Source organism: Halapricum salinum (genome assembly GCF_004799665.1).
GTDB classification, from domain to species: domain Archaea; phylum Halobacteriota; class Halobacteria; order Halobacteriales; family Haloarculaceae; genus Halapricum; species Halapricum salinum.
Genome location: NZ_CP031310.1, coordinates 117,677 through 144,492 on the forward strand (window position 1 = coordinate 117,677; position 26,816 = coordinate 144,492).

Annotated in this window: 28 protein-coding genes; 13 read left to right on the top strand and 15 right to left on the bottom strand. The window is 64.7% G+C overall.

Translation table 11 applies throughout. From position 1 onward, the window contains the following. Window positions 1-44 precede the first annotated feature (44 nt). Genes DV733_RS00650 through DV733_RS00660 form a run of 3 tightly spaced genes read right to left on the bottom strand, consistent with a single transcriptional unit; the run spans window position 45 to window position 3,233 of the window. On the bottom strand, window positions 45-2,255 hold the full coding sequence (locus tag DV733_RS00650; protein ID WP_049993268.1) for an OB-fold nucleic acid binding domain-containing protein: 2,211 nt from the start codon (window positions 2,253-2,255) through the stop codon (window positions 45-47). A gap of 59 nt (window positions 2,256-2,314) precedes the next feature. Continuing rightward, on the bottom strand, window positions 2,315-2,578 hold the full coding sequence (locus DV733_RS00655; protein ID WP_049993269.1) for a hypothetical protein: 264 nt from the start codon (window positions 2,576-2,578) through the stop codon (window positions 2,315-2,317). Window positions 2,579-2,603: 25 nt separating this feature from the next. Beyond that, window positions 2,604-3,233 carry a YIP1 family protein gene (locus DV733_RS00660; protein ID WP_049994295.1) on the bottom strand — a complete coding sequence of 210 codons (630 nt, stop codon included), beginning with the start codon at window positions 3,231-3,233 and terminating at the stop codon, window positions 2,604-2,606. A gap of 126 nt (window positions 3,234-3,359) precedes the next feature. Between DV733_RS00660 and DV733_RS00665 the strand changes: the two genes are divergently transcribed. After that, window positions 3,360-3,770 (top strand): hypothetical protein, encoded by a 411-nt coding sequence (locus tag DV733_RS00665; RefSeq protein ID WP_136342253.1) that lies wholly within the window; start codon window positions 3,360-3,362, stop codon window positions 3,768-3,770. A gap of 109 nt (window positions 3,771-3,879) precedes the next feature. Here the strand turns inward: DV733_RS00665 and DV733_RS00670 are convergent, their stop codons facing one another. The 3 genes from DV733_RS00670 to DV733_RS00680 all read right to left on the bottom strand — a co-directional run bounded on the left by DV733_RS00670 (window position 3,880) and on the right by DV733_RS00680 (window position 7,299). Further along, the gene (locus tag DV733_RS00670) at window positions 3,880-4,458 is read right to left on the bottom strand and encodes an NADPH-dependent FMN reductase (protein WP_049993271.1); all 579 of its coding nucleotides are present in this window, start codon (window positions 4,456-4,458) and stop codon (window positions 3,880-3,882) included. A 65-nt stretch (window positions 4,459-4,523) separates the two neighbouring features. Further along, a complete protein-coding gene (locus DV733_RS00675; RefSeq protein ID WP_049993272.1) occupies window positions 4,524-5,447 on the bottom strand; it encodes an HhH-GPD family protein in 924 nt (307 codons plus the stop codon). Between the two features lie 70 nt (window positions 5,448-5,517). Then, a complete protein-coding gene (locus tag DV733_RS00680) occupies window positions 5,518-7,299 on the bottom strand; it encodes a sensor histidine kinase (RefSeq protein ID WP_161569330.1) in 1,782 nt (593 codons plus the stop codon). A 247-nt stretch (window positions 7,300-7,546) separates the two neighbouring features. On the opposite strand from DV733_RS00680, the gene DV733_RS00685 reads away from it, so the two are divergent. Next, complete coding sequence (locus tag DV733_RS00685; protein WP_049993274.1) at window positions 7,547-7,894, top strand: hypothetical protein; 348 nt, start codon at window positions 7,547-7,549, stop codon at window positions 7,892-7,894. Between the two features lie 18 nt (window positions 7,895-7,912). Here the strand turns inward: DV733_RS00685 and DV733_RS00690 are convergent, their stop codons facing one another. Beyond that, the gene (locus DV733_RS00690) at window positions 7,913-9,364 is read right to left on the bottom strand and encodes a receiver/sensor box histidine kinase (RefSeq protein WP_049993275.1); all 1,452 of its coding nucleotides are present in this window, start codon (window positions 9,362-9,364) and stop codon (window positions 7,913-7,915) included. A gap of 123 nt (window positions 9,365-9,487) precedes the next feature. Between DV733_RS00690 and DV733_RS17210 the strand changes: the two genes are divergently transcribed. Beyond that, window positions 9,488-9,628 (top strand): hypothetical protein, encoded by a 141-nt coding sequence (locus tag DV733_RS17210; protein WP_170178678.1) that lies wholly within the window; start codon window positions 9,488-9,490, stop codon window positions 9,626-9,628. On the opposite strand, the gene DV733_RS00695 is transcribed toward DV733_RS17210, so the two are convergent. After that, the gene (locus DV733_RS00695) at window positions 9,629-9,826 is read right to left on the bottom strand and encodes a DUF5800 family protein (protein WP_049993276.1); all 198 of its coding nucleotides are present in this window, start codon (window positions 9,824-9,826) and stop codon (window positions 9,629-9,631) included. It lies immediately after the preceding gene. 134 nt (window positions 9,827-9,960) lie between these two features. On the opposite strand from DV733_RS00695, the gene DV733_RS00700 reads away from it, so the two are divergent. Both DV733_RS00700 and DV733_RS00705 read left to right on the top strand, forming a co-directional pair. Beyond that, window positions 9,961-11,055, top strand: a complete 1,095-nt coding sequence (locus DV733_RS00700) for a polymer-forming cytoskeletal protein (protein ID WP_136342254.1) — start codon at window positions 9,961-9,963, stop codon at window positions 11,053-11,055. 57 nt (window positions 11,056-11,112) lie between these two features. Continuing rightward, complete coding sequence (locus tag DV733_RS00705) at window positions 11,113-12,294, top strand: redox-regulated ATPase YchF (protein WP_049993277.1); 1,182 nt, start codon at window positions 11,113-11,115, stop codon at window positions 12,292-12,294. Window positions 12,295-12,327: 33 nt separating this feature from the next. Here DV733_RS00705 and DV733_RS00710 read toward each other — a convergent pair whose 3' ends face one another. Beyond that, entirely contained in the window at window positions 12,328-13,677 is a 1,350-nt protein-coding gene (locus DV733_RS00710; protein WP_049993278.1) for an MFS transporter, read from the bottom strand. 257 nt (window positions 13,678-13,934) lie between these two features. Between DV733_RS00710 and rpl7ae the strand changes: the two genes are divergently transcribed. From rpl7ae to ndk, 4 genes are read left to right on the top strand one after another with little or no spacing between them, the layout of a single operon-like run. After that, on the top strand, window positions 13,935-14,297 hold the full coding sequence (gene rpl7ae, locus DV733_RS00715; RefSeq protein ID WP_049994297.1) for a 50S ribosomal protein L7Ae: 363 nt from the start codon (window positions 13,935-13,937) through the stop codon (window positions 14,295-14,297). Window positions 14,298-14,308: 11 nt separating this feature from the next. Continuing rightward, on the top strand, window positions 14,309-14,536 hold the full coding sequence (locus DV733_RS00720; RefSeq protein ID WP_049993279.1) for a 30S ribosomal protein S28e: 228 nt from the start codon (window positions 14,309-14,311) through the stop codon (window positions 14,534-14,536). A 1-nt stretch (window position 14,537) separates the two neighbouring features. Then, a complete protein-coding gene (locus DV733_RS00725) occupies window positions 14,538-14,978 on the top strand; it encodes a 50S ribosomal protein L24e (protein ID WP_049993280.1) in 441 nt (146 codons plus the stop codon). 21 nt (window positions 14,979-14,999) lie between these two features. After that, window positions 15,000-15,473, top strand: coding sequence for a nucleoside-diphosphate kinase (gene ndk, locus DV733_RS00730; protein WP_049993281.1), 474 nt, complete (start codon window positions 15,000-15,002; stop codon window positions 15,471-15,473). 421 nt (window positions 15,474-15,894) lie between these two features. Here ndk and rocF read toward each other — a convergent pair whose 3' ends face one another. Next, window positions 15,895-16,806: an arginase gene (gene rocF / locus DV733_RS00735; protein WP_049993282.1), complete on the bottom strand. Its 912-nt coding sequence runs from the start codon at window positions 16,804-16,806 to the stop codon at window positions 15,895-15,897. Window positions 16,807-16,905: 99 nt separating this feature from the next. Here rocF and DV733_RS00740 point away from each other — a divergent pair, with 99 nt between their 5' ends. After that, entirely contained in the window at window positions 16,906-18,483 is a 1,578-nt protein-coding gene (locus DV733_RS00740) for a receiver/sensor box histidine kinase (protein WP_049993283.1), read from the top strand. Here DV733_RS00740 and DV733_RS00745 read toward each other — a convergent pair. After that, window positions 18,480-19,394: an NAD-dependent epimerase/dehydratase family protein gene (locus DV733_RS00745; RefSeq protein WP_049993284.1), complete on the bottom strand. Its 915-nt coding sequence runs from the start codon at window positions 19,392-19,394 to the stop codon at window positions 18,480-18,482. The two genes, DV733_RS00740 and DV733_RS00745, sit on opposite strands and share 4 nt — an antisense overlap. 140 nt (window positions 19,395-19,534) lie before the next feature. On the opposite strand from DV733_RS00745, the gene DV733_RS00750 reads away from it, so the two are divergent. Then, complete coding sequence (locus tag DV733_RS00750) at window positions 19,535-20,068, top strand: HTH domain-containing protein (protein ID WP_049993285.1); 534 nt, start codon at window positions 19,535-19,537, stop codon at window positions 20,066-20,068. A gap of 220 nt (window positions 20,069-20,288) precedes the next feature. On the opposite strand, the gene aroA is transcribed toward DV733_RS00750, so the two are convergent. Both aroA and DV733_RS00760 read right to left on the bottom strand, forming a co-directional pair. Next, window positions 20,289-21,575, bottom strand: a complete 1,287-nt coding sequence (gene aroA / locus DV733_RS00755; RefSeq protein WP_049993286.1) for a 3-phosphoshikimate 1-carboxyvinyltransferase — start codon at window positions 21,573-21,575, stop codon at window positions 20,289-20,291. Between the two features lie 88 nt (window positions 21,576-21,663). Further along, on the bottom strand, window positions 21,664-22,806 hold the full coding sequence (locus tag DV733_RS00760) for a CBS domain-containing protein (RefSeq protein ID WP_049993287.1): 1,143 nt from the start codon (window positions 22,804-22,806) through the stop codon (window positions 21,664-21,666). A gap of 108 nt (window positions 22,807-22,914) precedes the next feature. Here DV733_RS00760 and DV733_RS00765 point away from each other — a divergent pair, with 108 nt between their 5' ends. Both DV733_RS00765 and DV733_RS16995 read left to right on the top strand, forming a co-directional pair. After that, window positions 22,915-23,223 carry a lycopene cyclase domain-containing protein gene (locus DV733_RS00765; protein WP_049993288.1) on the top strand — a complete coding sequence of 103 codons (309 nt, stop codon included), beginning with the start codon at window positions 22,915-22,917 and terminating at the stop codon, window positions 23,221-23,223. A 340-nt stretch (window positions 23,224-23,563) separates the two neighbouring features. Further along, window positions 23,564-24,151, top strand: coding sequence for a hypothetical protein (locus DV733_RS16995; protein ID WP_154019517.1), 588 nt, complete (start codon window positions 23,564-23,566; stop codon window positions 24,149-24,151). A 1-nt stretch (window position 24,152) separates the two neighbouring features. Here DV733_RS16995 and DV733_RS00775 read toward each other — a convergent pair whose 3' ends face one another. Further along, window positions 24,153-24,941 (bottom strand): enoyl-CoA hydratase/isomerase family protein, encoded by a 789-nt coding sequence (locus tag DV733_RS00775; protein WP_049993290.1) that lies wholly within the window; start codon window positions 24,939-24,941, stop codon window positions 24,153-24,155. Window positions 24,942-25,048: 107 nt separating this feature from the next. Beyond that, on the bottom strand, window positions 25,049-26,794 hold the full coding sequence (locus tag DV733_RS00780) for a Rieske (2Fe-2S) protein (RefSeq protein ID WP_049993291.1): 1,746 nt from the start codon (window positions 26,792-26,794) through the stop codon (window positions 25,049-25,051). Window positions 26,795-26,816 lie beyond the last annotated feature (22 nt).

Consider the following 26,816-nt stretch of genomic DNA (forward strand, 5'->3'; position numbering starts at 1 on the left):
TCTCCTAGTGGTCGAGTAAGGCGAATAAGGGTGTCGCTCCGCGCTTAGACGTGGTCGGCGACGGTCTCGACGACCGAATCGAGCACTTCGGTCCGGCGGCCCGCGAGGAAGGTCAGCTGCTGGGAACGGGTGCTCCCTGCTTCGACGCCCGCGTCGGGGAGAGCCTCGGCGACGGCGTCGGCGACGGCGCGCACGTCCAGTTCGTGCTCACTGCGGAGGTGGAGTTCGTCCTCGGCGACACCGACGATGGCGTCGACGTCCGCACGCTGGCGGCGGAGCAGTTCGTCCAGCAGCAGCGTCGTCGGCGGGAAGTCGAAGCGGTGCGTGAACGCGTCCGTGTCGAGGACGGCGACGTCGGCGCCGTCGACCGTCTGGACGTCGAAGTTGGCTTCCGCGGTCTCGACGGCGATGTCGAGTTTCGTGCGGAACTGCTCGCTGACGTGAGCGGCGAGTCCGCGGGCGTCCTCGTCGTCGACGTCGCTCGCCCGGCCCTCGAACAGGAGGTCGGCGATCAGCTGGCGCTTGTCCTCGTAGGACTGGTAGTACGCCTCCAGCGCGACCGCGTCGCGAATGTCAGCGATCGTCTCGGCGTCGTAGCCCGCCTCGCTGGCTGCCTCGGCGTAGGCCTCGGGAGCGTCTTCCCAGAAGCTCACGGCGGGTAGATGGCGAATGTCCTCACGGACACCCTCGTCGACGTGGACCGCGACGTTCGCGGCGACCGTCGCCGCCGTCGGGCCGTCGAGCTGGCCGTCGACCGTCGTCAGCGCCGCGGGATCGGTGTTCGGGCTGACGACCGTCTCGACTTCCTCGGCGATCTCGGGTTCGGCGACTGTGTCGACGACCACGCGGTCTGCGTCATAGACGTTCAGGAATTCCAGCCCGTCGAGGGACTCGCGGGTCCCGCCGACGGCGGCGAAGACGTACAGGGGGAGCTGCTCGTCGTGGCGCTCGCGGTTGCCGAGCATCGTCGTGACGTCCTTGGTCGCGTCGTCCATCTCGTAGACGTCGCCCTCCAGCGGTCGGCGATCGAAGTAGTGATACTCGGCGTCGGATCGCGAATGCTGCTCACGAATGAGCGGCAGGGTCGCCCGCTCGATGGCCGCGCCGGCGACGTAGCCGTCGGCGGTCGCGCTGTGGCGGACGATCACCGGGCGATCCTCGAAGACGGCGCGTCGGATCGCACCCGCAGCGTCACGGAACGCCTCGGAGAGATCTGCCAGCGTCTCGTCGTCCGCCAGCAGATCGACCGCGTCGGGGCGAGCCTTCTCGGTGAGCGAGGCTTCCATCCGCTCGACGGTCTCCTCGCGCTCGTCACCTTCGAGTTCGACCAGTTCCTCGGTCTCGACTTGCAGTTCGCCACGGCGACGCCGGACCTCGCCGGTCAGTCGCACGACGTCGTCCTCGCCGATGTCGGGATAGGCGCGGACGCCGGCCTCTTCGAAGGCCGCACAGTCGACGGTCCCGGTGCCGTCGGCGAGTTCGAACACAGTCGGGCCGCTGGTCTGGCGCGCCGTCTCGATGACGCCTTCCAGGTCGACGACCTCACCGACGTGATCGTCGAGACTGTCGACCGTCACGAGTTCCGCCTCGACCTCCTCGGCGGGCTTCTGGACGGCCGTAGCACCGGCTCCACCTGACTCACTGACGGTCTCGGCCTGCGAGTCGGCCTGTCGGGACCGAACCGCACCGGCTTCCGGTTGGTCCGCTTCCGGCTCGGCGTCGGCCTGTGTCTGGTCGTCCCAGTCGTCGCTCTGTTGTGCCTCGTCCTGGGCCTCGGTCTCCTGCTGGTCGTCCCGATCGTCGGTCTCCTGTCGATCGTCTCGCTGCTCCTGTTCGGCTGACTGGTCGTCCGATTCCTCGTCCTCGACGTCTTCGGGCAGTTTCGGCCCGTCGAACTCGGGGTCGTCGATCAGTTTCCCGCGGAACTCGCGGTCGGACTGGCGGATCGACCAGCCGAGATCGATGTTGCCGTTGTCTCTGACGTTTTTCACCTGGACGTAGACCGTCTCGCCCGGCTCCCAGTCGAGGTTGTCGAGCCGTCGGTCGAGCTCGCTCTCGTGGAGCAGGCCGGTGACGCTGTCACCGATGTCGACGAAGACGCCGAACTCGGCGAAGCCGTCGACCGAACCCTTGTAGTATCGGCCGGGCGTGAGCTGGCCGGGACGTGTGCCCCGGAACTCGAACGCTACGTCTTCCTGGTGAATGTCGCAGATCTTGCCATCGACAGAGGTACCGCAAATGATGCACGAACCCATTGGTCTGTCCAAATACATCCGGATTAAAACGGTTGTCGAATCGGCCGCGCCCACCTCAGTCACTCGAAGACTGGGCTATCGTCGCGGAGTCGGTCGATTTCCTCGGTCAGCGTCGCGATTTGCTCGGGAAACATCGCTATCTCGATCTCGTTGCCCTCGTCGTCGGCCACGGAAAGTTTCACGCGCTTGTCGCCGTACTCGCGAACCCCCACGGATTCGGTGTCGTAGAGTTTGACCGTCGCCGATCGGGTCGACGGACCGACGTGCTTGATCGCGCCGTCTTGCAGCTCGAACATGAAGTCGTCGAGGTCGATCGTCAGCATGCCAGATCCGGCGGTGGCCAGCGGCTTAAATTGAGAGGACTCCGACGACGTCGCCGACGTTCTGGACGGTCCAGTCGACGAGCCGGCGGGCCGCCCCGAACCCGCGGAAGCCGTAGCCGAAGCCGATCGCCGCGGGGATGGCGATGGCAGGAACGACCCGTCGATACGGCGCGTCGTGGACCACGGCGATTCCGACAGCGAGCAGTATCGTCCCGTAAGCCGCGCAGGCGACACGGACCGCGGGGATCGGCAGGCCGGCGAACACACAGGGTGCCGTCGCGTAGGCCATCACCTGAACCGTCTCGCTGATCCCCGCCCGGTCTGGAACCAAGGCCATGAGCAGGACCGTCTGGAGCGCCACCAGCAAGTGTAGTGCCAGCGGCGCGATGAGAATCGCCGTCACCGCCAGCCACAACAGCGCCCCGGCCGGCCCGCCGCCGATCCACTCGATGGACGACGGGACGAGAGCGTAGCGACTCCCCTCTGCGATCACCACCACGGCGATCAGGAAGAACAACCCTGGGGCCTGATCCGCGGGCGCGACGGCCGCCCGGAAGAACCGTCGCGGCGCGATCAGGACCTCGACCCACGCACGAGCGACCGCCCGCGGCCCCCTGTCACGCCCGCCCTCGGGGTTCTCGATCCACTGTGTCACGGTCCCGTCTCGGGGCCGGGGTGATTTGTCCGTTTGGAAATCCGACGCGTCCAGCCCGGTGGGACAGAACACGAGTCCGGACTCTACGGACGGTACATTGAGGCGGGCCGGGATCCAGGCCGGGATATGAACCGACGTGCGTTACTCGGGTCCGCCGCTGTGGTGGTCGGTGGCGGACTCGCGGGCTGTGGTGGGACCGGATTTTCGGGGACAGTCGGGACCAACGAGACGCCGTTCTCAGTCGAGCACAGCCACGACTACGACGCCACGCCCTCGGGGACGCGCTACGTGATCTCGGTCACGGCGACGAACGACGGCAACGACCCAGTTCCGGAGGATAATCGCCGCCCCAAATTCGCGTGTGTCTTTCGGGACGAATCGGGTGATACGATCCACGAGACGTCCCGGGAACTCCTCGAATCGATCCCTCCCGGCGGATCGGTCGATCTGGAGTTTATCCTCGCGGTCGATGTCGACCAGGCGAAACGGTACGTCCTCTCGGTGGGGTGGGCACCGGACCAGGAATCAGGCGAGTAGTCAGCGCCTTCGACGCCGACGATCGAATTCTCGTGGCCCGAGGCCACTCGGTCAATCGTCGACACCTTCGACGCCAACTATCGAATTCTCGTGGCACGAGGCCACTCGGTCAATCGTCGGCGCCGACGTTCTCCAGGCTCTCCATGCACGCCGGATCGGGTTCGATATTCGCGTACCTGACGGCCTCCTCGCCGAGTGTCGCGACGCGCTCGTCGATGTCGCTATCGGTAATCTCGCCCTCCGCGACGACCGTCCGCGCACGCGGCAACGCCGCCTGGTGGGGGATCACCCAGCAGTCCAGCGCGCGACAGACCGACCGAAGGTGCTCCAGGGCCGTGATCGGGAAGGATCCGCCGGCGACTCCGAGCAGACCGACAGTCTTCTTCTCGAACTCGTCGAACCCACAGTAATCGAGGGCGTTCTTCAGCGCCGAGGAGTACGAGCCGTGATAGACGGGCGTCCCCAGGAGGATCGAGTCGGCCTCGTCGATTCGCTGCTGGAGTTGCGCTGCGTCGCCGACCTCGCGTGCGTCCGCATCGAACACTGGAAGGTCGAGGTTTCGAAGGTCGATCAGATCCGTACTCGCACCCGCCTCAGACGCGGCTTCGAGCGCACGCTCCAGTGCGACGCGTGTGTAGCTGGCGTCTCTGAGACTGCCGGCGACGGCGACGACGTGTGGTGCTGTCATGGCCCGGAATTCGACCGCGCTGATAAAATAGCCGTGGTGTTTCGGCTCTTCTCACGATAGCCCGGTTATCGCCTGAGTCGGGCGACGGTGTTCCCACCGTCGTCGACGAGTTCGACCAGCCCGTCGTCTTCGAGATCTTCGAGAAGCCCCAGCAGCCACTCGCGACTCCCTTCGCCGTCGCTGTCGGGGACGTAATCGACACGCACGCGTGGCCCGAGATCGTCGATTTCGAGTTCCGCGGCGTCTTTGAGGATCGAAATTACGCGTCCGCGCATCTGCCGGCGGCTCCCCTCGAATTCGGGCTGGGTAGGGACGTCCGGCGCGGTGAAGTCGCCCGTCTCGTAGGCGTGACACCACTGTCGCCAGGGACAGCCCGCCGCGTCACACGACGGTGTCTTCTCGCAGGCGACCCCGCCGAGTTCCATGATCGCGTTGTTCCACACCCGCGATTCCCCCTCGGGCATGAGGTCGCGGGCGACGCGCTCGAACGCCGAATCATCGTCAGGGACGTCGAACGCGCGGTAGAGCACGCGCTTGACGTTCGTGTCGACGACGGCGTCGCCGTTGTCGAACGCGAAGGAGGCGACGGCATTGGCGGTGTAGGGACCGACGCCCATCAGCTCCTGCAGCCCCTCGGGATCACGCGGGAACTCGCCGTCGTACTCCTCGACGACTTGCCGCGCGGCCTCGTGGAGGTACTTCGCGCGGTTGTTGTACCCGAGGCTGTGATCGGTCCAGAAGCCCACGACGTCCGCCCGATCGGCCGCCGCCAGATCCTCGGGTGTGGGCCAGGTATCCAGAAAGTCCTCCCAGGCCGAGACGACCCGATCGAGTTGGGTCTGCTGGCTCATCACCTCCGAGACGAGGATCTCGTAGGCGTCGTCGGTCCGCCGCCACGGGAAGTCGCGATGATCGTCCTCGTACCACTCGATCAGCGCCTGCTGAACCGCTCCGGAGTCTGCGGGGAGATACTCGGCCGACTCGCTCATCACCCGGAGGTTCGGCCCCGCGACCTTGAGTGTGCCGGACCCCGAAGGCCCCACGCGGAGGCGCAGGCCCCTAGTCGTCCTGTCTGGCGTGCTCCCAGGTGAACGCCGATTCCTCGAAGATGCGTTCTTCACTGGCGAACACGTCCGAGAAGACGAACCGTGCACCCATCCCGGAAGTACCGTCGACCCACAGCGACCAGCCGTGGGCTTCCGCGATGGTCTTGACGATAGACAGCCCCAGTCCGGTGCCGCTCTCGCTGGTCGTGTGGCCGTACTCGAAGATGTTGTCCATCTCCTCGTCGGGGATACCTGGCCCGTCGTCTTCGACGTAAAAGCCGTCCTCTGTCAGACCGACTGTCACTGTGACCTCCGGGCCGACGTGATCGATCGCGTTCCGAAAGAGGTTCTCGAACGCCCGCAGCAGGCGATTGCGCTCGCCCTCGATGACGATGCTGTCTTCGACACGGAGGGTCGCGTCCTTGTTGTCGATGTTGTTCCAGGCCTCCTCGGCGACCGACCCGAGGTCGAACCGTTCGGTCTCCTCGACGGATTCGCCCTTGCGGGTCAGCGTCAGGACGTCGTCGATGATCGAGTCGATACGGTCGTGCGCGCCGTCGATCTTCTCGACGTGTTCCCGGAGGTCGTCCTGTGTCTCGTCCAGTTTCGTCCGCAGGAGTTCGACGTGACCGCGCGCGACCGCGAGTGGATTTCGGAGGTCGTGGCTCAGCGTCGAGGCGAACTGATCGAGCCGGCGGTTCTGGCGTTCCATCTCCTGACGGGAACTCTCGGCTTCGTGTCTGGCTTGCTGGGCCTGCCGGACCTGGGAGGCGAGGGCGTCGCGCATACTGTCGAACGCCCGGTAGAGGCGGCCGATCTCGTCCTCCCGAGACGTCGAGAGGTCGACGTCGAGCGATCCGGACTCGATCTCGTTGGTCCGCTGGCGGAGGCGTGCCAGCGGAACGACCGTCGAGCGGCCGAGGACGAGTCCGACGACACACAGCGAGATCAATGCGGCGAGCACGAGGACGATCACGTTCCGGCCGACCGTCCCGCTGACGGCGTACAGCGTGCCCGTATCCGCAGTCGAGACCGCGACCCAGTCGGTCCCGTCGATCGCGGCGTAGGTTCGAACTTCGTTCCTTGATTCGACCGTGGCCATTCCATTCCTGGAGATGGCCCGCGAGAAGGCCCGGGCCGAGGAGAGCGTTGCGGCTCGGCTGTCGCCGATCCCGACGACACCCTCCCCCTGCTCGTTGAGGAGATACGTCTGGACGTCGCCGCCGACCGAGCTAGTGCCGGCGTGTTCGCCGAGGCGACTCACGACGACGAGTCGGCGGTCCGAAGAGACGCGACTCACGAACGCGACTGCCGGCTCTCCGTCGACGGTGTAGGAGTGGTCCGAGACTGCCACGCCGTCCGCAGTCGCGAAGTCGGAGCCCATCGGCCCGTCCCACGGCTGGTCGACCTCGGTCAGTGACTCGCCGGTGTACGACGAGTCCGTACTGGCGAGGACGGTCTCGCTCGCTACGTCGACGTAGTGGAGACTGTGGATCGTCTCCGAACCGTTCGCTCTCGCGCCCTGAAGGTACTCCCCAAGCACGGCGCTGTCACCCCCGTCCGGGAGGCGGACCGTGATCAGTCTGGTCTGTGAGCGCATTCCCTCGACCCACTCGCCGACCGACTGGGCGCGGAGGTCGGCCGTCGTCTCGAGTTTTGTCGTCGCGTCGTCCTGAATGGTCCCCTGGATCTGGACGTACGTCACCACGCCGATCACGCCGATCAGGACGACGACCAGCGACAGCGCGACCAGGAATTTCAGTGCCAGTCGCTGGCGGACGAATCGCGGAGTCAATCGTTCGTACACCCGGTGGCGGATCGAGTCGGACGGTTCCCCACCCCCAGCGTTTTGACTCCCCGTGGCGGACGAGCGGCTCGAATCTGTATCACGGCCGGGTGTCATAGTTTGGCGGGAACGTGTCGCTCCCGGACCCCTTCGATACGTGCATAGTCGGCCAACATCTCATAAAAGGATTGGGATACGCTCACGTGGGGCAGCGACCTGTCGAAAGGCGTTTTGGTCGGCGACGGCTATCGCAGCTATGAGCCTCGACGACCTAGACGCCGACGTGACTGGCGTCGCTGGTGACCTGGGCGACAGTCTCGCGGTCGACCTCGATCGAGAGACACGGACAGAACTCGCGATGCTGGTCGCCGCGATGGATCCGGACGACCCCGACGAACTGATCCGCCGGGCCGTCCACGCCTTCTTCCAGCAGCAAGTCGATACTGGGCGGCTGGACTTCCAGCTTCGGGCGGCCTACGACGTGACCTACGACGAGTATCTCTCCGGAATGACCTTCGACGAGATGACCGGCGGGATGGGGGGACTAGGTGGGGCTGGCGGCGGACCACAGGGTGATCCTGACGACCGTCGTTATCAGTTTTAAGCCGACGGCCACTCGACCCTACGGAGAGACGATTTCGACGCCGGTGATCTCGAAGCGAGCACCGCCATCACGACTCTCGGTCACGCTGATGTCCCAACCGTGAGCGAGGGCGACTTCCTTGACGATACTCAGCCCGAAGCCAGTGCCGTCTTCGGCGGTAGAATACCCGGCGTCGAACACGTCGTCCCGTTCGTCCACGGGGATCCCGGGACCGTCGTCGGAGACGTAAAAACCGTGGCCACCCCTATCGGAACCGCGAGTGGTCGTCGGCAGCGGTTCGATCAGCCCGACCGTCACAGTTGCGTCCGGGCCCGCATGGTCCGCAGCGTTCGCCAACAGGTTCTCGAACAACTGCCGGAGCCTGTTCGGATCGGCTTCGATTCGGAACGTCTCGACGGTTTCGACGGCCACAGTCGATCGATCGATGCTTTCGCTAGCGGCCCGGACGATCTCGTCGACCTCGACCGGCTCGGTCGCTCCGATCCCCAGCCCCTGTTTGGCCAGCGTCAGGACGTTTTCGATCAGTGTCTCGATCTGCTGGTGGGCCTGGCGTATCCGCTCGAACGCTTCTGGGTCGCCTGTTCGTTCTGCCTCGTCCAGAAGGCCACTGGCGAGCTGCAGCGGCGTTCGGATGTCGTGAGAGACGACGTGTGCAAACTCCTCGAAGCGCTCTTTCTGCTGTTCGAGTTTTCTCTCTCTCCGCTTCAGATCCGTGATATCGTGCATCGTCCCCAAGACACGGACGGTGTCCCCGTCTTCGACCTCGGGCTGGCCTCTCGTCCGCACCCAACGCAAATCGTCGTCAGCGGTTCGGAAACGCAGTTCCAGGTCGTACGATTCGCCGGACTCGATGGCTTGCTGAAAGGCCTCTCTGATGGTCTGTCTATCGTCGGGGTGGTAGTGTTCGATCGATCGTTCAGGCGTCATCACTTCGTCCGGGTCGAGGCCGTGGATACGACGGACGCCGTCTGTGATGAATGCTCGATCCGTCTCTACGCCGTACTCCCAGGCACCGATGTCGGCAATCCGTTGGGCCTTCTCGAAGATATTCGCCCGTTGTTTGTGTCGTTGACTGGCCCGGTGCTCTGAGAGCACCGTCTCGATGCGGGCCGCCAATCGTTCGACGGTCTCAGGATCGGCACTCCCAGGGCCACTGTCGCCGTCTCCGGTGAAGATTGCGCCACTGGCAACACCCTCGCCAGTATCGACCGTAGAGAGGACGAACGGCAAGTCTTCGGCCGCTTCCGAGACCGCACTGAGCAACCCCACACCAGTGCGGCCGTCCAACTCGCCCGGCGAGACGAGACAATCGAATGCTTCGTTCGTGAGGCGGTCGACGCCAGCAGTGACGCTACCTGCAACCTCGACAGTAAAGCGGCTGTCGGCGTCTTCGAGTTCTCGCGCTCTCCGATCCGCAGACTCGTGCCCGTCGAGATACAGTATGCGAATCGAGTCGCGCTCCCGCTTCATTGACACACCTGAAATAAAAACCCCGATCAAATAACATTCCGCCCCTCGTTATCAAATCTGTAATCCAGACGACTGGACGTGTCCCGTCCAAACGGCTAAGGCATCGGCGGGAGAGGTCGACATATGGTGCCTGCATCACGCGAGCAGTTCGACCATCCGGCCTGGCGAGCGCTCGCGGGTACGATCGTCGGCTACGCCGTCGTCCTCACGATCATCCTGCTCGGGCTGTTCGTCGTCCCGTACCTGTTGTACGGCGCATTCTGATCAATCGAGCACTTCGCCGATCCGCTGGGGTTCGCCCGAAAGACTCGGGCTCTCCTCGACGATCTTGAGTACTTCGTGATCGGTCACGTCGGGATAGGGCTTCTCAATTGCGTCTTCGATGAGCGACTTCTCCAGGCGGAACTCGTGACCCTCGTAGATCACGTCCACGCCCTGTTCGTCGAACGAGAGAACCGTCATATGCCGACTACTCGGTGTATCCTCAAAACGAACTCGGTCTGGAATGACAGCCCTTCGAAACGCGTCAGACGTACGGCTGACGAGTGGCAGACGCGGGCTATGGCTTTAATACGGTTCACGGAGGTAACACGAACGTGCTGTTCCGCTCGGACCCGCTGGACGAACTGACAATTCCAGACGGCACGACCGTCGAGGAACACGATCTCGTGACCGACGGGGACGTGCTGGTCGGCGGCCAGTCCACCGTCGAGTTCGGGGTCCGCGGGCGGAACGTGATCGCCGGCGAGCGCGTCCGCTTCGGCGGCCACATCGAGGCCGAGGGCGACTGCCGGCTGGACATGTGGTGTGACGTCGCCGACAACGTGCTCGTGGGTGAAGACGCCTACCTCGGCGAGCGCGTCCACGTCGGCGGCCAGTTGAAGGTCGCGGGCGACATCGACATCGGCGACGACGTCGATATCGAGGAAGGGTTCGAGGCAAACGGCTGGATCGTCATTCGGAATCCGATGCCGACGATCGTCTTCCTGTTCGTCTACCTCGGCCAGCTCCTTCGGATCGGCGAGGAAGAAGCCGCCGAGAACGCCCTCTCGACGTTGCTCGACGAAGACAGCGAGGACGAGCCTGTCGTCATCCCGCGCGGGGCGACCGTCAGCGACGACGCCTGGCGCGTCTCCACGCCGGCCCGGATGGGCGACGACTGCCGAATCCACGGCAACATCCGCGCCGAGGACGTGACCGTCGGCCGCGACAACGTGATCTTCGGCAGTCTCCGGGCAAAGGGCGACATCGTCGTCGGCCGCGGGAGCGACGTCAAAGGCAATGTCACGACCCGAAACGGCGACGTCGAGATCGGCCCCGGTGTCAAGATCTGGGGCGACGTCCGCGCCGAGAACGTCCGGCTCCACGAGAACGCGACCGTCGACGGGACGATCCGCGCCAGCGGCGAGATCCAACTCCACACCGACGACGTGCTCGACGACCCCGACGAGGACGCCGAGGCGATGGCCGAGATGGCCGCCGAGATGGAAGGCGAGAGCGCTGAGAGCGAGGGTTCCGAACACGACGAGGCTGGCGAGGCGAACGAGGACGAGACAACCGACACAGAGCCACCCGAGAGCGACGCCGTCGAGAAGGGCGACTCCGAAGAGCCAGACGAGAGCGACGAGCAGAGGGAGCGACCTGTGACGGCCGTCGAAGACGACGGCGAGCAGCCCGACCCGGCGTCCTGACAGACACCTGAGCGTGTGATCGAAAACGGCTTTGACCCCGATACCGCACAGTGACACATGCTCTCGATCGCACTTGCCGGCAAGCCAAACGCCGGTAAGTCCACCTTCTATCAGGCGGCGACGATGGCCGAGGTCGACGTGGGCAACTATCCCTTTACGACGATCGACGCCAATCGGGGGGTCACGCACGTCCGCACGGAGTGTCCGTGTCTCGACCGCGAGGAACGCTGTGGTGACGAACACTGCCACGACGGGAAACGGTACGTCCCCGTCGAACTGCTGGACGTCGCCGGACTCGTCCCCGGTGCCCACGAAGGCAAAGGGCTGGGTAATCAGTTTCTGGACGAACTGTCGAACGCCGACGTCGTCCTGCACGTCGTCGACGCGGCGGGCGCGACCAACGCGGAGGGCGAACCCGTCGAGATCGGCGAGCACGACCCCGTCGATGACCTGGACTTCATCGAGCGGGAGATGGACCTCTGGCTGGCGAGCATCGTCGAGCGCAACTGGGAGTCTGTCGAACGCGCGTCCCGCTCACCCGATTTCGACCTCGACGAGACGCTCGTCGACCTCCTGAGTGGCGTCGGCGCGAGCGAACTCGACGTCTCTCGCGCGCTTCGCGAGATCGACTATCCCGACGATCCGATTCAGTGGACCGACGAGGATCGCGAGGCGCTGGCGCGGGACATCCGTGAGCGAACCAAACCGATCGTCGTGGTGGCCAACAAGGCCGACATCGCGCCCGAAGAGAACCTCCGGCGGCTTCGCGAGGCCGCAGACACCGTGATCCCGGCCACCGCCGACGGCGAACTCGCCCTCCGGAAGGCCGCCGAGGCGGGCGTCATCGAGTACGATCCCGGCGACGCGGACTTCGAGATCGTCGGCGACCTCAGCGACCAGCAACAACAGGGGTTAGAGAAGATCCGCGACGTGATGGCCGAGTGGGGCGGCACCGGGATCCAGGACGCACTCGACTACGCGGTCTACGACCTGCTGGAGCACATCACCGTCTATCCCGTCCAGAACGAGACCCACTGGACCGACGGCCAGGGCAACGTCCTCCCAGACGCGTTTCTCCTCCCCGAGAGTTCGACGCCGACTGATCTGGCCTACGCCGTCCACTCCGACATCGGCGACGGCTATCTTCACGCCGTCGACGCCCGCAAGGAGATGCGGATCAGCGACGAGACCGAGTTAGAAGAGGGTGACGTGATCAAGATCGTCTCGACGGCGAACTGAGGGCAGAACGCGGTGCGCGCGGGTCACGTAGGCTCACGCGTACGCGTCGAACTCTTTTCCGAAAACGAGGAAGTAGCCCGTCCCGACGAGCCCGACGACGGCGGCGAGCGTGAACGCGGCTTCCGGGCTGACGAAGTCCCAGAGATACCCACCGAGGGCCGCACTCGGAATCACGACTGTGTTTCGCAAGAGGTAGTACGTCCCCGTGACGCGGCCGCCGGCGCCCTGTTCGGCCGGCCCGACGATCAGCGCCTTGTGCGAGGGCAAGCCCGCGAATCGGAGCCCCGAGAACGCGAAGATGACCACCATCGCCCACTGGAGCGGCACGACTGACGAGAGTGCGTCCGGGCCAGCGATGAGGACGACAGGGAAGATTCCGTAGACGGCGAACCCGAGCGCGACCACGGGCTTGAGGCCGACGCGCTCGGCGATTCGGGCTGCCGGGACCATCGTGAGCAGGGCGACCAGCATCTCGACGCCGAGCAGGTAGCCGAAGAAGGCCGCCGGCGAGAGCGAGACATCGTAGCCGAAACCGGCGAGTGATCCCGAGGCGTCGAAGCCGACCGCATAGAACTGGGTGACGACCAGGACGAAAAAGACGTAGACCATCCCGTTGGCGAACCGGACCAGCGTATCGGCGACGAGCAGCGGCCGCAACTCGGTCGGCATCTCCCGGAGGTCACGACGGATCTGGTCGATCCCATCGAAGGAGTCCCCGAACGAATCCTCGCTGGCGTCGTAGAGGACGTGCTGGACGACCGTTCCGAGCAGCCCCACCGCCAAGCCGACCGCGAGCACATACTGAAAACTCACCGTGAAATCGGAGTGCAAACCGATGAGGACAGCCGCCAGGACGGGACCGACAAGAAAGGCGATCCGACGGAAGGTCTCGGTACTTGCGAATCCCGAGGCGAGGCGAGACGGATCGGTGGCCTGTTTGACGACCGCGAACGTCGCGCCGAGGCCGAACGATTTCCACGCCTGGGCGAACACCAACCCGACGAATATCCAGAGCCACGGTTCGACGACGACGCCGCCGAGAGTGATCGTGCCGATGTTCGGCGCGACGAGCCAGATCGCGAACCCGAGCGTCGAGACGAGACCGAACACCGTCAGCGCGTATCGCGAGCCCAGTCGATCCGAGATCGCGCCGCCGGGGTAAGGGTAAAGCGCCGAGATGACGTTCCCGACGGTGCCGAACAGGCCGATCACGAATCCCGACGCCCCGAGCGCAGTCATGTACTCCGGGAGGTAACGGCCGGTCATCTGGAAGCCAAGACTGAACGCGAACATCGCTAGCGAGAGAACGAGTACGTCCCGTTCGAGCGCGAAGAACTGCCGAAACTGGTCGCGGACTGTCGGGGACTCGCTATCGGCACCCATCGGGCGGGGGTTCGGAGAGACGAGCCAAAGAGGTTGCCGTCTCTCCCGAACTTCTCGCAGCGTGTCCTCCCCTCTCACACCATAGACGCTTCGAAAGCGCTTTTAGGTACGGCAAGTTCAATACAGGATACAGCCTGCGCGGGGTTGATGATGCTCCTAGCCTCTAGGATTACAGTGGCGCCGGACTCGGCGTCGCCGGGGACCGGCTCCGAAACGGCGGGGGAGCGCGAGCCCACGTGCAGGAGGAGACCAATACCATGCCAGTATACGTCGATTTCGACGTCCCTGCCGATCTCGAAGACGACGCCCTCGAGGCGCTCGAGGTCGCGCGGGACACAGGATCCGTCAAGAAAGGTACCAACGAGACGACCAAAGCCGTCGAGCGCGGCTCCGCCCAGCTGATCTTCATCGCCGAGGACGTCCAGCCCGAGGAGATCGTCATGCACCTCCCCGAGCTGGCCGACGAGAAGGACGTTCCGTTCGTCTTCGTCGCCCAGCAGGACGACCTCGGTGAGGCAGCGGGCCTCGAAGTCGGCAGCGCTGCTGCCGCCATCGTCGATTCGGGCGACGCCAGCGACGACGTCGAGGACATCGCCGACAAGCTCGAGGAGCTTCGGTGAGGTGACCGCTGATGAGTGCTGAGGAATCCGAAGACAGCGGATCCACCGCCGCCGAGGTCATCGAGGTCGTCGGCCGGACGGGGATGCACGGCGAGGCCATGCAGGTCAAGTGCCGCATCCGCGAAGGCGGGAACCAGGGCCGCATCATCACGCGGAACGTCCTGGGCCCGGTCCGGGAAGGTGACGTGCTCCAGCTCCGCGAGACCGCCCGCGAAGCCGACGCAATCGGAGGCCAGTAAGATGCCACAGACACGCGAGTGTGACTACTGCGGAAGCGACATCGAAGCCGGCACGGGCACGATGCTCGTCCGAACCAACGGCTCGACGATCCACTACTGCTCGGCCAAGTGCGAGAAGAACGCCGAGCTGGGTCGTGAAGCCCGCGACCTCAACTGGACCGACGCCGGCCGCGAGAGCGACCGCCAGGAGACGGCCGCCGCCGAGCGCGAGGCCGAAGAAGCAGCCGCCGAAGCGGACGACGAAGAAGCCGAAGACGACTCCGAGGCCGCACCCGATCTCGAAGCTGCCGAATCCGAGGCTGCGGACGCCGACGACGAGGACGAACCCGTCGACGGCGACACGGAGGCCGACTCCGAGGCTGCCGACGAGGACGCAGCGGACGAGGCCGAATCCAGCGAGGACGCAGACGAAGACACCGAGGCCGAAGAGGCCGAGGCCTGAGCGACACCCCTACTTTCATCCATGAGTCACCACGACGAGCGCACGTTCGTAATGGCGAAACCGGACGCCGTCCAGCGCGGGCTGATCGGCGAAATTATCCAGCGGCTCGAAGAGCGCGGCCTGAAGCTGGTCGGCGCGAAGTTCATGCAGATCGACGAGGAACTCGCCCACGAGCACTACGGCGAGCACGAGGGCAAGCCCTTCTTCGAGGGCCTGGTCGAGTTCATCACTTCCGGCCCCGTGATGGCGATGGTCTGGGAAGGCGCAGACGCCACCCGCCAGGTCCGCCAGATGATGGGCGAGACCGACCCGGCCGACGCCCAGCCCGGCACCATCCGCGGTGACCTCGGACTGGATCTGGGCCACAACGTGATCCACGGGTCCGACCACGAGGACGAGGGCGCAAACGAGCGCGAGATCGACCTGTTCTTCGACGACGAGGAACTCGTCGACTACGAGCGCGCCGACGCCGTCTGGGTCTACGAAGACGAATAACCACTTTTTCCGCCTCGGGTTTCCTCGCGAGCGCCACGACGCTCGCTGCGGGAACCCTGCGGCGGAAAAACTTGGGGAAAAAGGCCGGAATCGCCTTATTGGGCGATTCCGGGGAAACGGCGACGGAGTCGCCGTATGCTAGTGATTCGGCCTGCCCTTCCCCGAGTCGGTTCGGCCGCGGCGATCGCCGCGGCACTCACTCCCGGCCACAGCGGTGCGGTCAGGAAGCCAGCGCGCGGGTTTCATCCCGCGTGCCGGGGAGGAAAGAGGGATAGTCGCGCGCACTCCGCGCGCGACTACAGAAAGCGCTGGCGTTGCCTCTATACCCCGTCGGCAATCGCCGACGGTGGTCGTCCGGGCCTGGTGGACATGAAAAGGGCGAGCAGCCGACGCCAGTCGGCTGCGAGGGCTTTCAGGGCTATCAGAGGACGCGCTTGCCGAGCGCGCTCGCGGCCATCTCGACGGCCAGTTCCGCGGTGCGGTTGTGCTCGTCCAGAATAGGATTGACCTCGACGAGTTCCATGCTGGTCAGCGGGACCTCCGGGGCGGCGACCCGTTCCATCGCGGCGTGAGCCTCGCGATAGGAGACGCCGCCGCGGACGGGTGTACCGACGCCGGGGGCCTCGGAGGGATCGAGCCAGTCCAGGTCGAGACTGACGTGGAGGTGGTCGACGCCGTCGGTCGCGACCGCGATGGCGGATTCGACGACGTCGGTGATCCCGCGGTGGTCGATGTCAGTCATGGTGAACGTGGTCACGTCGCTGTCGACGATGGCGGGCCGTTCGGTGGGATCGACGTCACGCAGACCGACGAGGACGACGTTCTCTTCGGGGACAGTCGGTGCGGTCGCCCACTCGCTGGCGGCGAACGGGCCCGTGCCGAGGATCGCGGCCAGTGGCATCCCGTGAACGTTGCCGCTCGGGGAAGTCTCGGGCGTGTTGAAGTCGCCGTGGGCGTCGAACCAGATCAGCCCCGTCTCGCGGGTTCGAGCGACACCGCCGACGGTCCCGATCGCGATGGAGTGGTCGCCGCCGAGCACCAGCGGGAACGATCCCCGTCCCAGAACGTCGCCGACGCGTGTCGCCAGGCGCGTGCAGACGTCGCGTGTCTCCCCGAGGTACTTCGCCCGACCGCCGGCCGGTTCCTCGGCGTCGGGGTCACGTTCTTCGGGACGGGGGACCCGCAGGTCGCCGCCGTCGACACAGTCGAATCCGAGGCTCTCGAGTTCGTCGGCCAATCCGGCATAGCGGATCGCCGAGGGGCCCATGTCGACACCGCGGCGGTCGGCTCCGAGGTCCATCGGCACGCCGAGGACGGTGATCGGTCGGTCCATATGCGGCGTTGCACGGGTCGGGATAAATAGGCTGTCACGATCGGCGGTGGTCGAGACGCCAACAGTTAATGGGATCGGCCGTGAGTTGCAACACGATTCATGTCGGGGGGCGACGACCGAACGCTACTGCTCGTCGCGGACACTGACGAGCGCGCACGTCGACTCGGAACGACGCTCGAAGATGCGCGAACATCATTCACCGTCGAGCGGTATGGAGACACCGTCGAAGCCAGCGATCGACTGGCCTGGCCCGACATCGACTGTCTGATCGTCGTACTCGACGGCGACTCCGCGGCGTTCGTCGAGAACGTCCGGGAGTCCCATCCCGTTCTGCCGATCGTCTACTACGGGTCCGACGAACCAGAGATGAGCGAGAGGTGGACCGCCGTTACGGGATCCGGCACGAAGGATATCGCTGCGCTGGCCGAGCACGTCGAGGGACGGCTGATCGAACGCGACCGCCGCCGCGACGCTTTCGACTTCGACGAGAGCGATAGCGCGATTCAGTATCCCAACGTCACCGAACAGCGCCTGGACGATCTCCTCGACGGCAGTGTCGATCGCAACCAACTCCGGGAACTCTACCACAAGAGCCAGTTGTTCGACGAGATTCTCGACGCGCTGCCGGCACACCTCTACGTCAAAGACCGCAACGGTCGCCACCGGTACATCAGTACGGCGTACTTCGGCGATGAGATGGACGAATTTCTCGACAAAGCCGACACGGAGATCGGACTCGTCGCGTCGGATCACGCATGGCGCGCGTTCGAGGAGGACATGTGGGTCATCGACGAGGACGAAGCCATCGTCGACAAAGAGGAGTACCTGGCACGACTGGACCAGTGGAACCTCACCTCCAAAGTCCCCTGGCACGACGCGGACGGTGACATCGTCGGCTTAATCGGCGTGACCCGGGACATCACCCGCTGGAAACGACGTGAACAGGAACTCCGGCGACAGAACGAACGTCTGGAGGCGTTTTCGGAGTTAGTGAGTCACGACCTCCGCAATCCCCTGCAGGTCGCTCGATCTGCACTCACGCTCGCCCAGGAAGTCTGTGACTGCGACCATCTCGACCGCGTCGAGAACGCACACGCCCGGATGGACGAGATGATCGACGACGTGCTCACGCTCGCAAAATACGGCCAGACGGTCGCCGAAGCCGAGACGGTATCGCTGTCGAAGGTCGTCACCCAGGCCTGGGGGACCGTCGGTGACGAGCGGGGAACGCTCGACGTCGACGACGACCTGGGGACGATCACCTGCGATCCAAACCAGCTCCAGCGACTCCTGGAGAACCTCTTTCGAAACGCACTCGAACACGCGAGCGACGACGGGCCCGTAACGATTCGAGTCGAGCCGATCAGTCGCCCCTGGCCCCAACATCCAGAGGAAGATCCCAGACGTGGCTTCGCAGTCACGGACGACGGTCCGGGGATCCCGGAGGAAGAACGCGACCGTGTCCTCGACGCGGGATACACGAGAGCTGCAGATGGGACCGGCTTCGGGCTCGCGATCGTCAACGAGATCGTCGACGCTCACGGCTGGACGCTCGACGTCGGAGAGAGTGCCGACGGTGGCGCTCGCTTCGATATTCTCGACGTGGGCCGGAGTGACGTCGGCGAGGACGGACAGATCGTTACGGCTGGAGCGATCGATCCGGACGACGTAGATTAGTACTGTGCACAGACGCGTTCGATCCCCGCCTCGAAGTCGATCTCGGGTTCCCAGCCGGTCGCCTCGGTGAGCTTCGAGGCGTCGGCACAGGTGTCGTGGACGTACACCGACTCGGGGATGGGGTTCTCGACGTACTCTGGGGCGACGTCTGTCCCGAGTTCGTCGTTGAGCATCTCGACGACCGTATTGAAGGAGTAGCGCTCGCCAGTACCGACGTTGTAGATACCGTCGAGTTCGTGTTCGGCCGCCAGGACCGTCCCGCGGACGATGTCGTCGACGTGGGTGAAGTCACGGGTCTGCGCGCCGTCGCCGTACAGTTTCGGCGAGTCGCCGTTGGCGATGTCGTCGGCGAACTGCGCGATCACGTTGGCGTAGTTGCCCTTGTGCTCCTCTGCACCGCCGTATCCCTGATAGACCGAGAAGTACCGCAGGCCGGCCACCGACATGTCGTAGTGGTTCGAGAAGTACTCCGCGTAGCGCTCGCGTGCGAGCTTCGAGGCCTCGTAGCCGGTGTTGACCGCGACGGGCATGTCCTCGGGAGAGGGTTCGGTCCGGCTGCCGTAGATCGACGAGGTCGTGGCGTAGACGACCGTGTCACAGCCGTCCTCGCGGGCCTGTTCGACGGTGTTGACGAACCCCTCGACGTTGACCCGTGCGCCCTGCTGGGGGTCGTCCTCGTGCATGGCGTAGGATGAGAGCGCCGCGAGGTGAAAGACGACGTCCACGTCGGTCGGCAGGTCCGTCCCGACGACCGTCTGTTCTCGAAAGTCGACCTCGTCGACGAGATTCTCGGGCGTGCCGAGATAGCAGTTGTCGACGACGATCACGTCGTTGTCCGCCGCGAGGTGGTTCGCGAGGTTCGACCCGATGAATCCCGCGCCACCCGTGACGAGTACGCGCTTGCCGTGCATATCAGCACTCCCACGGCCGATCCGGTTAGTCATTTCGTCTTCGGCCGCCGACTCACATTCCCCACGAAGGAAGGCTCTTCCTGTCAATTTAATATCTTGCCACCGGGAGCTTTATGGAACATTATCACGAAAAACCACTAATGTCATCGATCGAACTGACGCCGAGTCAGCAAAACATCCTGCAGGAATTGGTCAATCTCTACCGCGAGAGCGAGAGTGCAGTCAAAGGCGAAGATATCGCCGATAAAGTCGACCGCAATCCGGGGACGATTCGCAACCAGATGCAGAGTCTGAAGGCGCTCCAGCTCGTCGAGGGCGTACCGGGACCGAAAGGTGGGTACAAGCCGACCGCCAACGCCTACGACGCCCTCCAGATCCAGGAGATGGAGCACGCCGCCGAGGTACCACTGTTTCACAACGGCGAGCGCGTCGAAGAGGCCAACGTCGAGGAGATCGACCTCACGAGCGTCCATCACCCCGAAAACTGCCGTGCGGAGATCAAACTCCAGGGCTCGATCTCGGGATTCAAAGAGGGCGATACGATCACTGTCGGGCCGACGCCGCTGTCGAAACTCCAGATTGTCGGCACGCTCAGCGGCAAAGACGACACTGCCAACAGCCTCATTCTGACCATCGACGACATGGTCGCGCCTGCCGAAGAGCCCGAACACTAGCGGTTCGACTCTTCTTCTCGCCGTCACGCCTGCGCATACAGTCCTCGATTTCGCGATCGGTCGGCAGACCTATCAGCAATATTTAGCACTATTTATTATTCAGTACGGCAATTATTCACACATGTTGGCGACGTACGTCTGGCAGTTCGTTCTCGCGGTCGCGGCAGTCAGCGCCCTCAGACACGTCGAAAACAGATTCAGCGGTCGCCCCGAGAGCCAGTCACTCCCGGGAGACGGACGCACCGAGTCCGACTAGGACGTCGAAGAAATCCGGGAACGAGACGTCGACGTGTTCGATCCCCTCGACGGTAGTCGCTCCCTCGGCGACCAGCCCCGCAACGGATAGTGACATGACGATCCGGTGGTCTGCACGGCCATCGACAGTCGCCCCCGAGAGCGTGCTCTCGCCACCGTGAATCGTGAGCGTGTCGTGTTCTTCCTCGACGCTCGCACCCATGGCAGTGAGTTCCTCGGCCATCGCGCTGACCCGATCGGTCTCCTTGTAGCGGACGTGTTCGGCGTCGGTGATCGTCGTCGTCCCGTCGGCGACCGCCCCGAGGACGGTGATCGTCGGCAACAGGTCAGGCGTGTCGGCCACGCTAACCTCGATCCCCGTGAGGCCCGATCTGGAGACGTGAATCTCGCCGGCGTCGCGATCCCACGTGAGGTCCGCGCCCATCTCTTGCAGGACGTCGACGATAGCCGAGTCGCCCTGCGCGCTGGGGTACGCGCCCGTGACGGTCAGTCCATCAGGTGCGGCCAGCGCACCCATCGCCAGCAGGTAGGAGATCGACGAGAAGTCTCCGGGGACGGTGTACTCGCCGCCCTCGGGATCGTAGGACTGGCCGCCCGCGACCGAAAAGCCCGACTCCGTCGTGTGGGCGTCGACGCCGAACGCCTCCAGTACCTCGATCGTGATGTCCACATAGGGCGCGGATTTGAGTTCGGTTTCGAGATCGATCTCGATCCCGTCGTCGGTGATTGCGCCTGCCATCAGTAGTGCGGTGATGTACTGCGAGGAGACGTCGCCGGGGATCGAGACGCTGCCGCCGTCGATTGGGCCACCGACGACCAGCGGGGCCTGGCCGTTGGCGCGGGTGCTCTCGGCACGGCCGTCGAGCTGCGAAAGTGCGTCCAGCAGTGGCCCCTGTGGTCGGGAGCGAAGGGAGTTGTCGCCAGTGAGAACGGTGAGTCCGTCACCGAGGCCAGCGGTCGCAGTGACGAGTCGCATCGTCGTCCCGCTGTTGGCACAGTCGATGACGTCCTCGGGGATGTCGGGTCGTCCGTCGAATCCCTCGACGTCGAGAGAGTCCTCGTGTCGCTCGACCGCGCCGCCGTAGGCCGCGACGGCGCGCATCGTCGCTTTCGTGTCGGCGCTCACGAGCGGGTCGGTGACGGTCGCACCGTCCGCGTAGCCGGCGGCGAGGATCGCACGATGCGTGTAGCTCTTCGACGGCGGAGCCTGGACCGACCCGCCGACCGTCGACTGAGAGACGTCTGCGTCCATGTGCGATCCCTCGGGGGCCGGGGTCAAACCACTTGCTACCTCGTCGTTCGGCATCCAGTTTGAAAATCAGCAGTGCGAAATCGGAGCCTTACAGTTCGCCCAGTTTCCGGAGGAGCTGGCCCTGGTACTCCTCGTCGCTCTCGACGCCTTTCCGTTCGAGGACGTTCCGCTGGAGCTTATCGAGTGCGACGTTGAACGCCGTCTCCGCGCCGTAGCCTTCGCCGGACCCGGCCATCTGGCCCTTGTTGGTGCGCAGGCGGATCTGACACTGGATCAGGGGCGTCCCGCGAAGCTTCTCTTTGTGCTCGTGGAAGCGGACGTGGGCGTGCTGGACCTGCATCTCACGGTACTTGTCGGCGACCTCCTCGATGTCGATCCGGATGTCCTGCCGGGAGATCGTATCCAGCAGGTTGATGTTCGTGATCTGGACGTCCATGTGCTCCTCTTCCGTGAAGGTAAGCGCACGCAAGACGTCCGTCTTGGTGATGATTCCGGCGACCAGCGAGTCGTCTTCGGAGGGCGTGACGACCAGCCCGGCGTAGTCGTGTTCGAGCATCGTCCGGACGGCGTCTTCGACGGAGGCCGAGAACGTGGTGGTCTCGACCGGGCTGTTCATGATGTCGTAGATCGGCAGATCGAGGATCCGGTCGATGTCACCCGCGCGTTCGCCGCGAGTGGACTTGTCCATGTCCCGGACGACCACGTCGACGATGTCGTGACGAGTGACCATCCCCGAGAGATGCCCGTCCTCGTCGATCACGGGGAGACGGGAGATGCCGTTCTCCCGGAGTTTGTTGATCGCCTGGCCCACCTGGGCATCCTGGGCGATCGAGATGACGTCCTCGGTGTAGATTTGCTCCACAGTGAGGGCGTCGAGGTTGTCCAGCACTGCTTCGAGGATGTCGTCGTCGGTGATGACACCCCAGAGGTCGCCGGCCTCGAAGACGGGCGCCACCTTGATTCCACTCTCGACGAGGACGCGGGCGGTCTCACGGACGTCCGCGGTTCGTTCGATCCTGGGCGCGTTCTGAGCCATTCCGCCGACCTTGGTCTTGTCTTCGACGTGCGACTGTACCAGCTGTTTCTGGGTGACGACCCCAGTGTACTCGCCGTCTTCGGTGACGATGATCCCCTTCGGATTCTCCCGCTCGAAGATCGATCGAACTTTCCCGAGACGTTCGTCGACGTCGACTTCGACGTACTCGCTGGTAGCAATATCGGCAATATCCATCGTATCACCGAAAGTTCGTCGCCTGGGATAATCAAACTTCGTCCTATTTCCCGTTCGTTCGTGGGAGAACCCACCACCGTTTATTGTGCCATCGGCCTAACTGCGGTCGTGCTCCCCGACATCACCGTCTTCGGCCAGTACACGTACCTCGTCACGGAACTGCTCTGGGGGACGGTCGCGCTCGCGCTGATCGCCTACGCAGGCGTCTACCGCGAGGCCGCCCGGACGATCCTCGTGCTCTACCCCTTCGCGCTCGTCTGGGACTGGTACACCCTCGAAGTCGGCGTCTTCGAGATTCCTCTCCGAACGGGCGTCGAGCTGCTCGGGGTTCCGATCGAGGAACACATCTTCATGATCGTCGTCCCCGCGATGGTCGTCGGGACCTACGAAACGCTCGCGATTCTGTTGGACGAGTAAGTCGACTCAGTTGGAAGAAGTCTCGAGAACTACGTTCCACGGGGGAGACGTCCATCCTATAGAGTCTGACAACTGACCCGAACTTACATGTCACTGGACCGTGCGCCTTCCGACAAGCTGGCTCTCGGGGCCAGCGGTGAAACTCATGGCAAACCAACCACCGAACCAACCACAAGGATCGTCCCAACAGACACAGGGACAAGGCCAGCAACAGCCGCCACAGCAACCCCCACAACAACCACCCCAACAGCAACCGCCACAACAGCAGCCACCGCAGGGGCCGCCCGGCGGAGGGCCGAGAGGTGGACGCCGACCGTCACGCGGTGGCGGGAGCGACGCGTTGGTAAACGCCGGGAAAGTGGCCGTCGCTATCGCGGTCGTCGGCGTCGCGATCGGACTGGTACCGCTGTTGTTCGGCTTCGTCGGTGACACCCACGCACTCTACGGGAGCGAGGAGGCGATCGACCGGTACGACAATCGATTCGAGGACGTCCCGTCTGAGCAGCGCGATCAGGCCGAGCAACGAGAGGCTGCACAGCAACAGCAGAGCCTCGTACGGTTCGTCGTAGGAGGGGCGGGCGCCACATTCTCGTCGTCGTACTGGCCGGGCTATCTGCAACTACTCGCAATCGTAGTGTCTGGACTCGTGGGCGCTCTCGTCGCCGTCCGCGTCTCCGGTGAGACGAGTGAGGTGCTCCTCACAGCTGGCGGCGGTGCCCTGGTCGGTGCGTTCCTGTTCGTCTTCCTGTCGGCGTTCCTGGCGATACAGGGCTGGGAGACCGTCCCGGAAGCAGCCAGGCAAAGCGAAACGGTGAGCGAGGCGTCGCTACGGTACGGCGCACTCCTGATCAACTCGATCGTGATCGGCGTCCTCGGCGCGGTCGCGAGTGTCGGGAGTGCCTTCTTCACCCACCAGCTCGGCGAGTAACTCACTCGCCCTGGAAATCCGGCTCGCCCTTCTCGAAAAAGGCCGTCACGCCGCGCGTGAAGTCATCGGTCTCGACCGCGCGGGCCATCGCCTCCTCTTCTGCCGAGAGCTGCTCGGGCAAGCTGTTGTGAAAACTCTGCAGCAACAGTCGTCGCGTGTCGGCGAACGCGGCGGTTGGCCCCGAAGCGAGTCTGTGAGCCATCTCGTCGAGTCGCGTCTCCAGGTCGTCGGCAGGGACGACCTCACTGGCGAGGCCGAGGTCGACGGCTTCCTCGGGACCGATCGGCTCGTCGAGCAGGACGATCTCCATTGCCTTCCGGAGGCCGACCAGCCGCGGGAGTATCCACGTGGTCCCGCCGTCGGCCGCGAGACCGAGTCGTTGATAGGCGAATTCGAGGCGGGCGTCCTCGGAGACGAGGACGATGTCCCCGTGGATCGCGATCCCGAAGCCGGCCCCGGCGGCGACGGCGTTGACACCAGTGACGATCGGCACGCCGGCCGCGTGGAGTTCGCGGATCGCCTCGTGGAGAACGCCCGCAACGCGGCGGAGTTGTGTCGGGTCGTCGCCCTGGAACGTTCGGACGTCCGCGCCGGCACAGAAGCCGTTCTCCGATCCGGTGAGCGCGATCGCGCGGACGGGCCACTCGTCGTTACAGCGGATCGCCACCTCCAGTAACTCCTCGACCATCTTCGGCGTGAACGCGTTGAACGGGGCGTCGGTGTCCATCTGGACGTGACAGACCGCGTCCGTAACGGTCACATCGAGTTCCTCGTACTCGGGTGTCGGCATGGCACAGACATCGACAGGAGCGGTGAAAGACGTTTGGCCTATCGTGACAATTGAAACGATTCCACACCGATCGCGCTGTTGTCGTGCGATCGTGTGTGCAGTGATTTTTAATGGCTACTATCGCCCTCGTGGATCGATTCACCCTCGAACAGTCGGCGGGCGATCGAGAACGTCTGTTCGCGCTCGCGCCGGGTCGGGAAGTGCGCGGCCATGTAGCGTGCGGTCGCCAGCAACGGGAGTCGCTGTTCTTCCCGTGCGTCGGCCCGCTCGGCGCGCTCGATGGCGACTTCCAGACTCTGGAGCGTGTGAAAGCCCGCGTCTTCCCGGAGCAGTCCCTCGCCGAGCGTCTGGATCAGCGCGTCGACGTCCCCGCCCGAAGCGAAGTGGTCGGCGACGAGCGACCCGGCCTCGTTCACGCGACCCTGTTGGTCGAACGTCTCCAGGAGCGCCTCACGGACGGCTTCGGGGTCGCTGTCTGGACCACCATCGGGAATCGGTGCGGCTGGCTGGTTCAGGAAACGATCGAGATAGACCGACACCGCGCCGTCGAACGCGGGTCGGTAGGCCTCGACGGCGTCGGTCCGCAGCGCGAACTTTTGGGCTGCGTTGGCGTACGTGTAGGTGTGGTGGACGGTGTTCCAGTCGCCGAACTCGTTGCTGGTCGCGAACTGTGCGACTCGCCGGGTCGCGGCGTCGGCAACCGCGTCGGTGAGTTGGGGAGCGGTCGCGCCCGCTTTGATCGCGTCAGTCAACGCGTCGACGATCGCGTGCGGGTCGTCCCCGAGGAGGACGTCGACAAAGTCGTCCGGCCGCGTCCACTCGGTGCCCTCGCCAGCCGCGACGAGGCCGTCCAGTCGCTCGTGGGCGTCGAAGACCAGCTGAGCGACGTCGATCGGCTGTCTCCAGGAGGAGGTCTCCTCGGCGCGTGAGCCATCGGTGAGTTGCGGGACGACCGACGCGAGGACGTCGGGCGCTTCCGACCAGCCGACGTGTTCCAGCGTCTCGAAGGCCTTGTTCCAGAAATCCAGGGTATGGCTCGAATTCATGTAGAGGTGGTCGGTCGCGGCGGCGACGACGATCTCGGCGACCGCTTCGGGAGGGAGCGTCGCAGCGGCCGTCCGGAGACAGCGCTCGGCACCATCTTCGTCCCGGACCTCGCAGGTCTCGCGGAACCACGACTTGAGGCGGTCTTTCGAGAGGTCCTGGTTGCCGAGCGCGTACTGATCGAACCGCGGCGGTTCACCGGAACAGTTGTCGGCGACTTCGCCGATTCCGACGTACATCGCGCGCTGGCGGTCGACGCGGTCGAGGTGGTCGTAGAGGTTCGCCATCGCGCCCAGCGTCGTGAGCCCGCGGCCCCACCCCGCGTCGCGGTAGGTCGTCCCGAACGAGACGGCCGTGTCGAGCGGCGTCTGGAATCCCTCACCGAGGTCGTCGAGGTGGATGACAGCCTTGGCGGTCACCAGCGAGAGGTTCTCCTGCATGCCGTCGACCAGTCGGTTGCGCCAGTGTGTCTCCGGGGGGACGTCGGGTTCGGGATCGGGGTCGACGTACACCTGGCCGTCCTCGATGGCAGTCGGAAAGGTCTGGACGTCGTCGGCCCAGATGTCGAAGGTGTCCCCGCAGGCCAGTTCGAACCGCGCGTGGTGCCAGTGACACGTGAGAATGCCGTCTTCGACTGTGCCCTCCGTGAGTGGAAAGCCCATGTGCGGACAGCGGTTGTCGACGGCGTAGACCTCGTCCCCGTGGTGAAACAGCGCAACGTGGCGATTCTGGGGGCTGGCGAGCAGTCGGCCCTCCTCGCGGAGGTCGGCCAGATCGGCGACTGGGACGTAGCTATCGTCGACGGACATGTATGTGGAGTGGTGCCACGCC

Excerpts from the sequence above, each read along its gene's own strand:
- DV733_RS00650 (WP_049993268.1), bottom strand. The coding sequence starts at position 2,255 with ATGGGTTCGTGCATCATTTGCGGTACCTCTGTCGATGGCAAGATCTGC.
- DV733_RS00745 (WP_049993284.1), bottom strand. The coding sequence starts at position 19,394 with ATGCACGGCAAGCGCGTACTCGTCACGGGTGGCGCGGGATTCATCGGG.
- DV733_RS00690 (WP_049993275.1), bottom strand. The coding sequence starts at position 9,364 with ATGAAGCGGGAGCGCGACTCGATTCGCATACTGTATCTCGACGGGCAC.
- rocF (WP_049993282.1), bottom strand. The coding sequence starts at position 16,806 with ATGGACCGACCGATCACCGTCCTCGGCGTGCCGATGGACCTCGGAGCC.
- aroA (WP_049993286.1), bottom strand. The coding sequence starts at position 21,575 with ATGGACGCAGACGTCTCTCAGTCGACGGTCGGCGGGTCGGTCCAGGCT.
- DV733_RS00775 (WP_049993290.1), bottom strand. The coding sequence starts at position 24,941 with ATGCCGACACCCGAGTACGAGGAACTCGATGTGACCGTTACGGACGCG.
- rpl7ae (WP_049994297.1), top strand. The coding sequence starts at position 13,935 with ATGCCAGTATACGTCGATTTCGACGTCCCTGCCGATCTCGAAGACGAC.
- ndk (WP_049993281.1), top strand. The coding sequence starts at position 15,000 with ATGAGTCACCACGACGAGCGCACGTTCGTAATGGCGAAACCGGACGCC.
- DV733_RS00740 (WP_049993283.1), top strand. The coding sequence starts at position 16,906 with ATGTCGGGGGGCGACGACCGAACGCTACTGCTCGTCGCGGACACTGAC.
- DV733_RS00685 (WP_049993274.1), top strand. The coding sequence starts at position 7,547 with ATGAGCCTCGACGACCTAGACGCCGACGTGACTGGCGTCGCTGGTGAC.
- DV733_RS00670 (WP_049993271.1), bottom strand. The coding sequence starts at position 4,458 with ATGACAGCACCACACGTCGTCGCCGTCGCCGGCAGTCTCAGAGACGCC.
- DV733_RS00655 (WP_049993269.1), bottom strand. The coding sequence starts at position 2,578 with ATGCTGACGATCGACCTCGACGACTTCATGTTCGAGCTGCAAGACGGC.
- DV733_RS00760 (WP_049993287.1), bottom strand. The coding sequence starts at position 22,806 with ATGGATATTGCCGATATTGCTACCAGCGAGTACGTCGAAGTCGACGTC.
- DV733_RS00705 (WP_049993277.1), top strand. The coding sequence starts at position 11,113 with ATGCTCTCGATCGCACTTGCCGGCAAGCCAAACGCCGGTAAGTCCACC.
- DV733_RS17210 (WP_170178678.1), top strand. The coding sequence starts at position 9,488 with ATGGTGCCTGCATCACGCGAGCAGTTCGACCATCCGGCCTGGCGAGCG.
- DV733_RS00695 (WP_049993276.1), bottom strand. The coding sequence starts at position 9,826 with ATGACGGTTCTCTCGTTCGACGAACAGGGCGTGGACGTGATCTACGAG.
- DV733_RS00665 (WP_136342253.1), top strand. The coding sequence starts at position 3,360 with ATGAACCGACGTGCGTTACTCGGGTCCGCCGCTGTGGTGGTCGGTGGC.
- DV733_RS00725 (WP_049993280.1), top strand. The coding sequence starts at position 14,538 with ATGCCACAGACACGCGAGTGTGACTACTGCGGAAGCGACATCGAAGCC.
- DV733_RS00780 (WP_049993291.1), bottom strand. The coding sequence starts at position 26,794 with ATGTCCGTCGACGATAGCTACGTCCCAGTCGCCGATCTGGCCGACCTC.
- DV733_RS00710 (WP_049993278.1), bottom strand. The coding sequence starts at position 13,677 with ATGGGTGCCGATAGCGAGTCCCCGACAGTCCGCGACCAGTTTCGGCAG.
- DV733_RS00675 (WP_049993272.1), bottom strand. The coding sequence starts at position 5,447 with ATGAGCGAGTCGGCCGAGTATCTCCCCGCAGACTCCGGAGCGGTTCAG.
- DV733_RS00720 (WP_049993279.1), top strand. The coding sequence starts at position 14,309 with ATGAGTGCTGAGGAATCCGAAGACAGCGGATCCACCGCCGCCGAGGTC.
- DV733_RS00750 (WP_049993285.1), top strand. The coding sequence starts at position 19,535 with ATGTCATCGATCGAACTGACGCCGAGTCAGCAAAACATCCTGCAGGAA.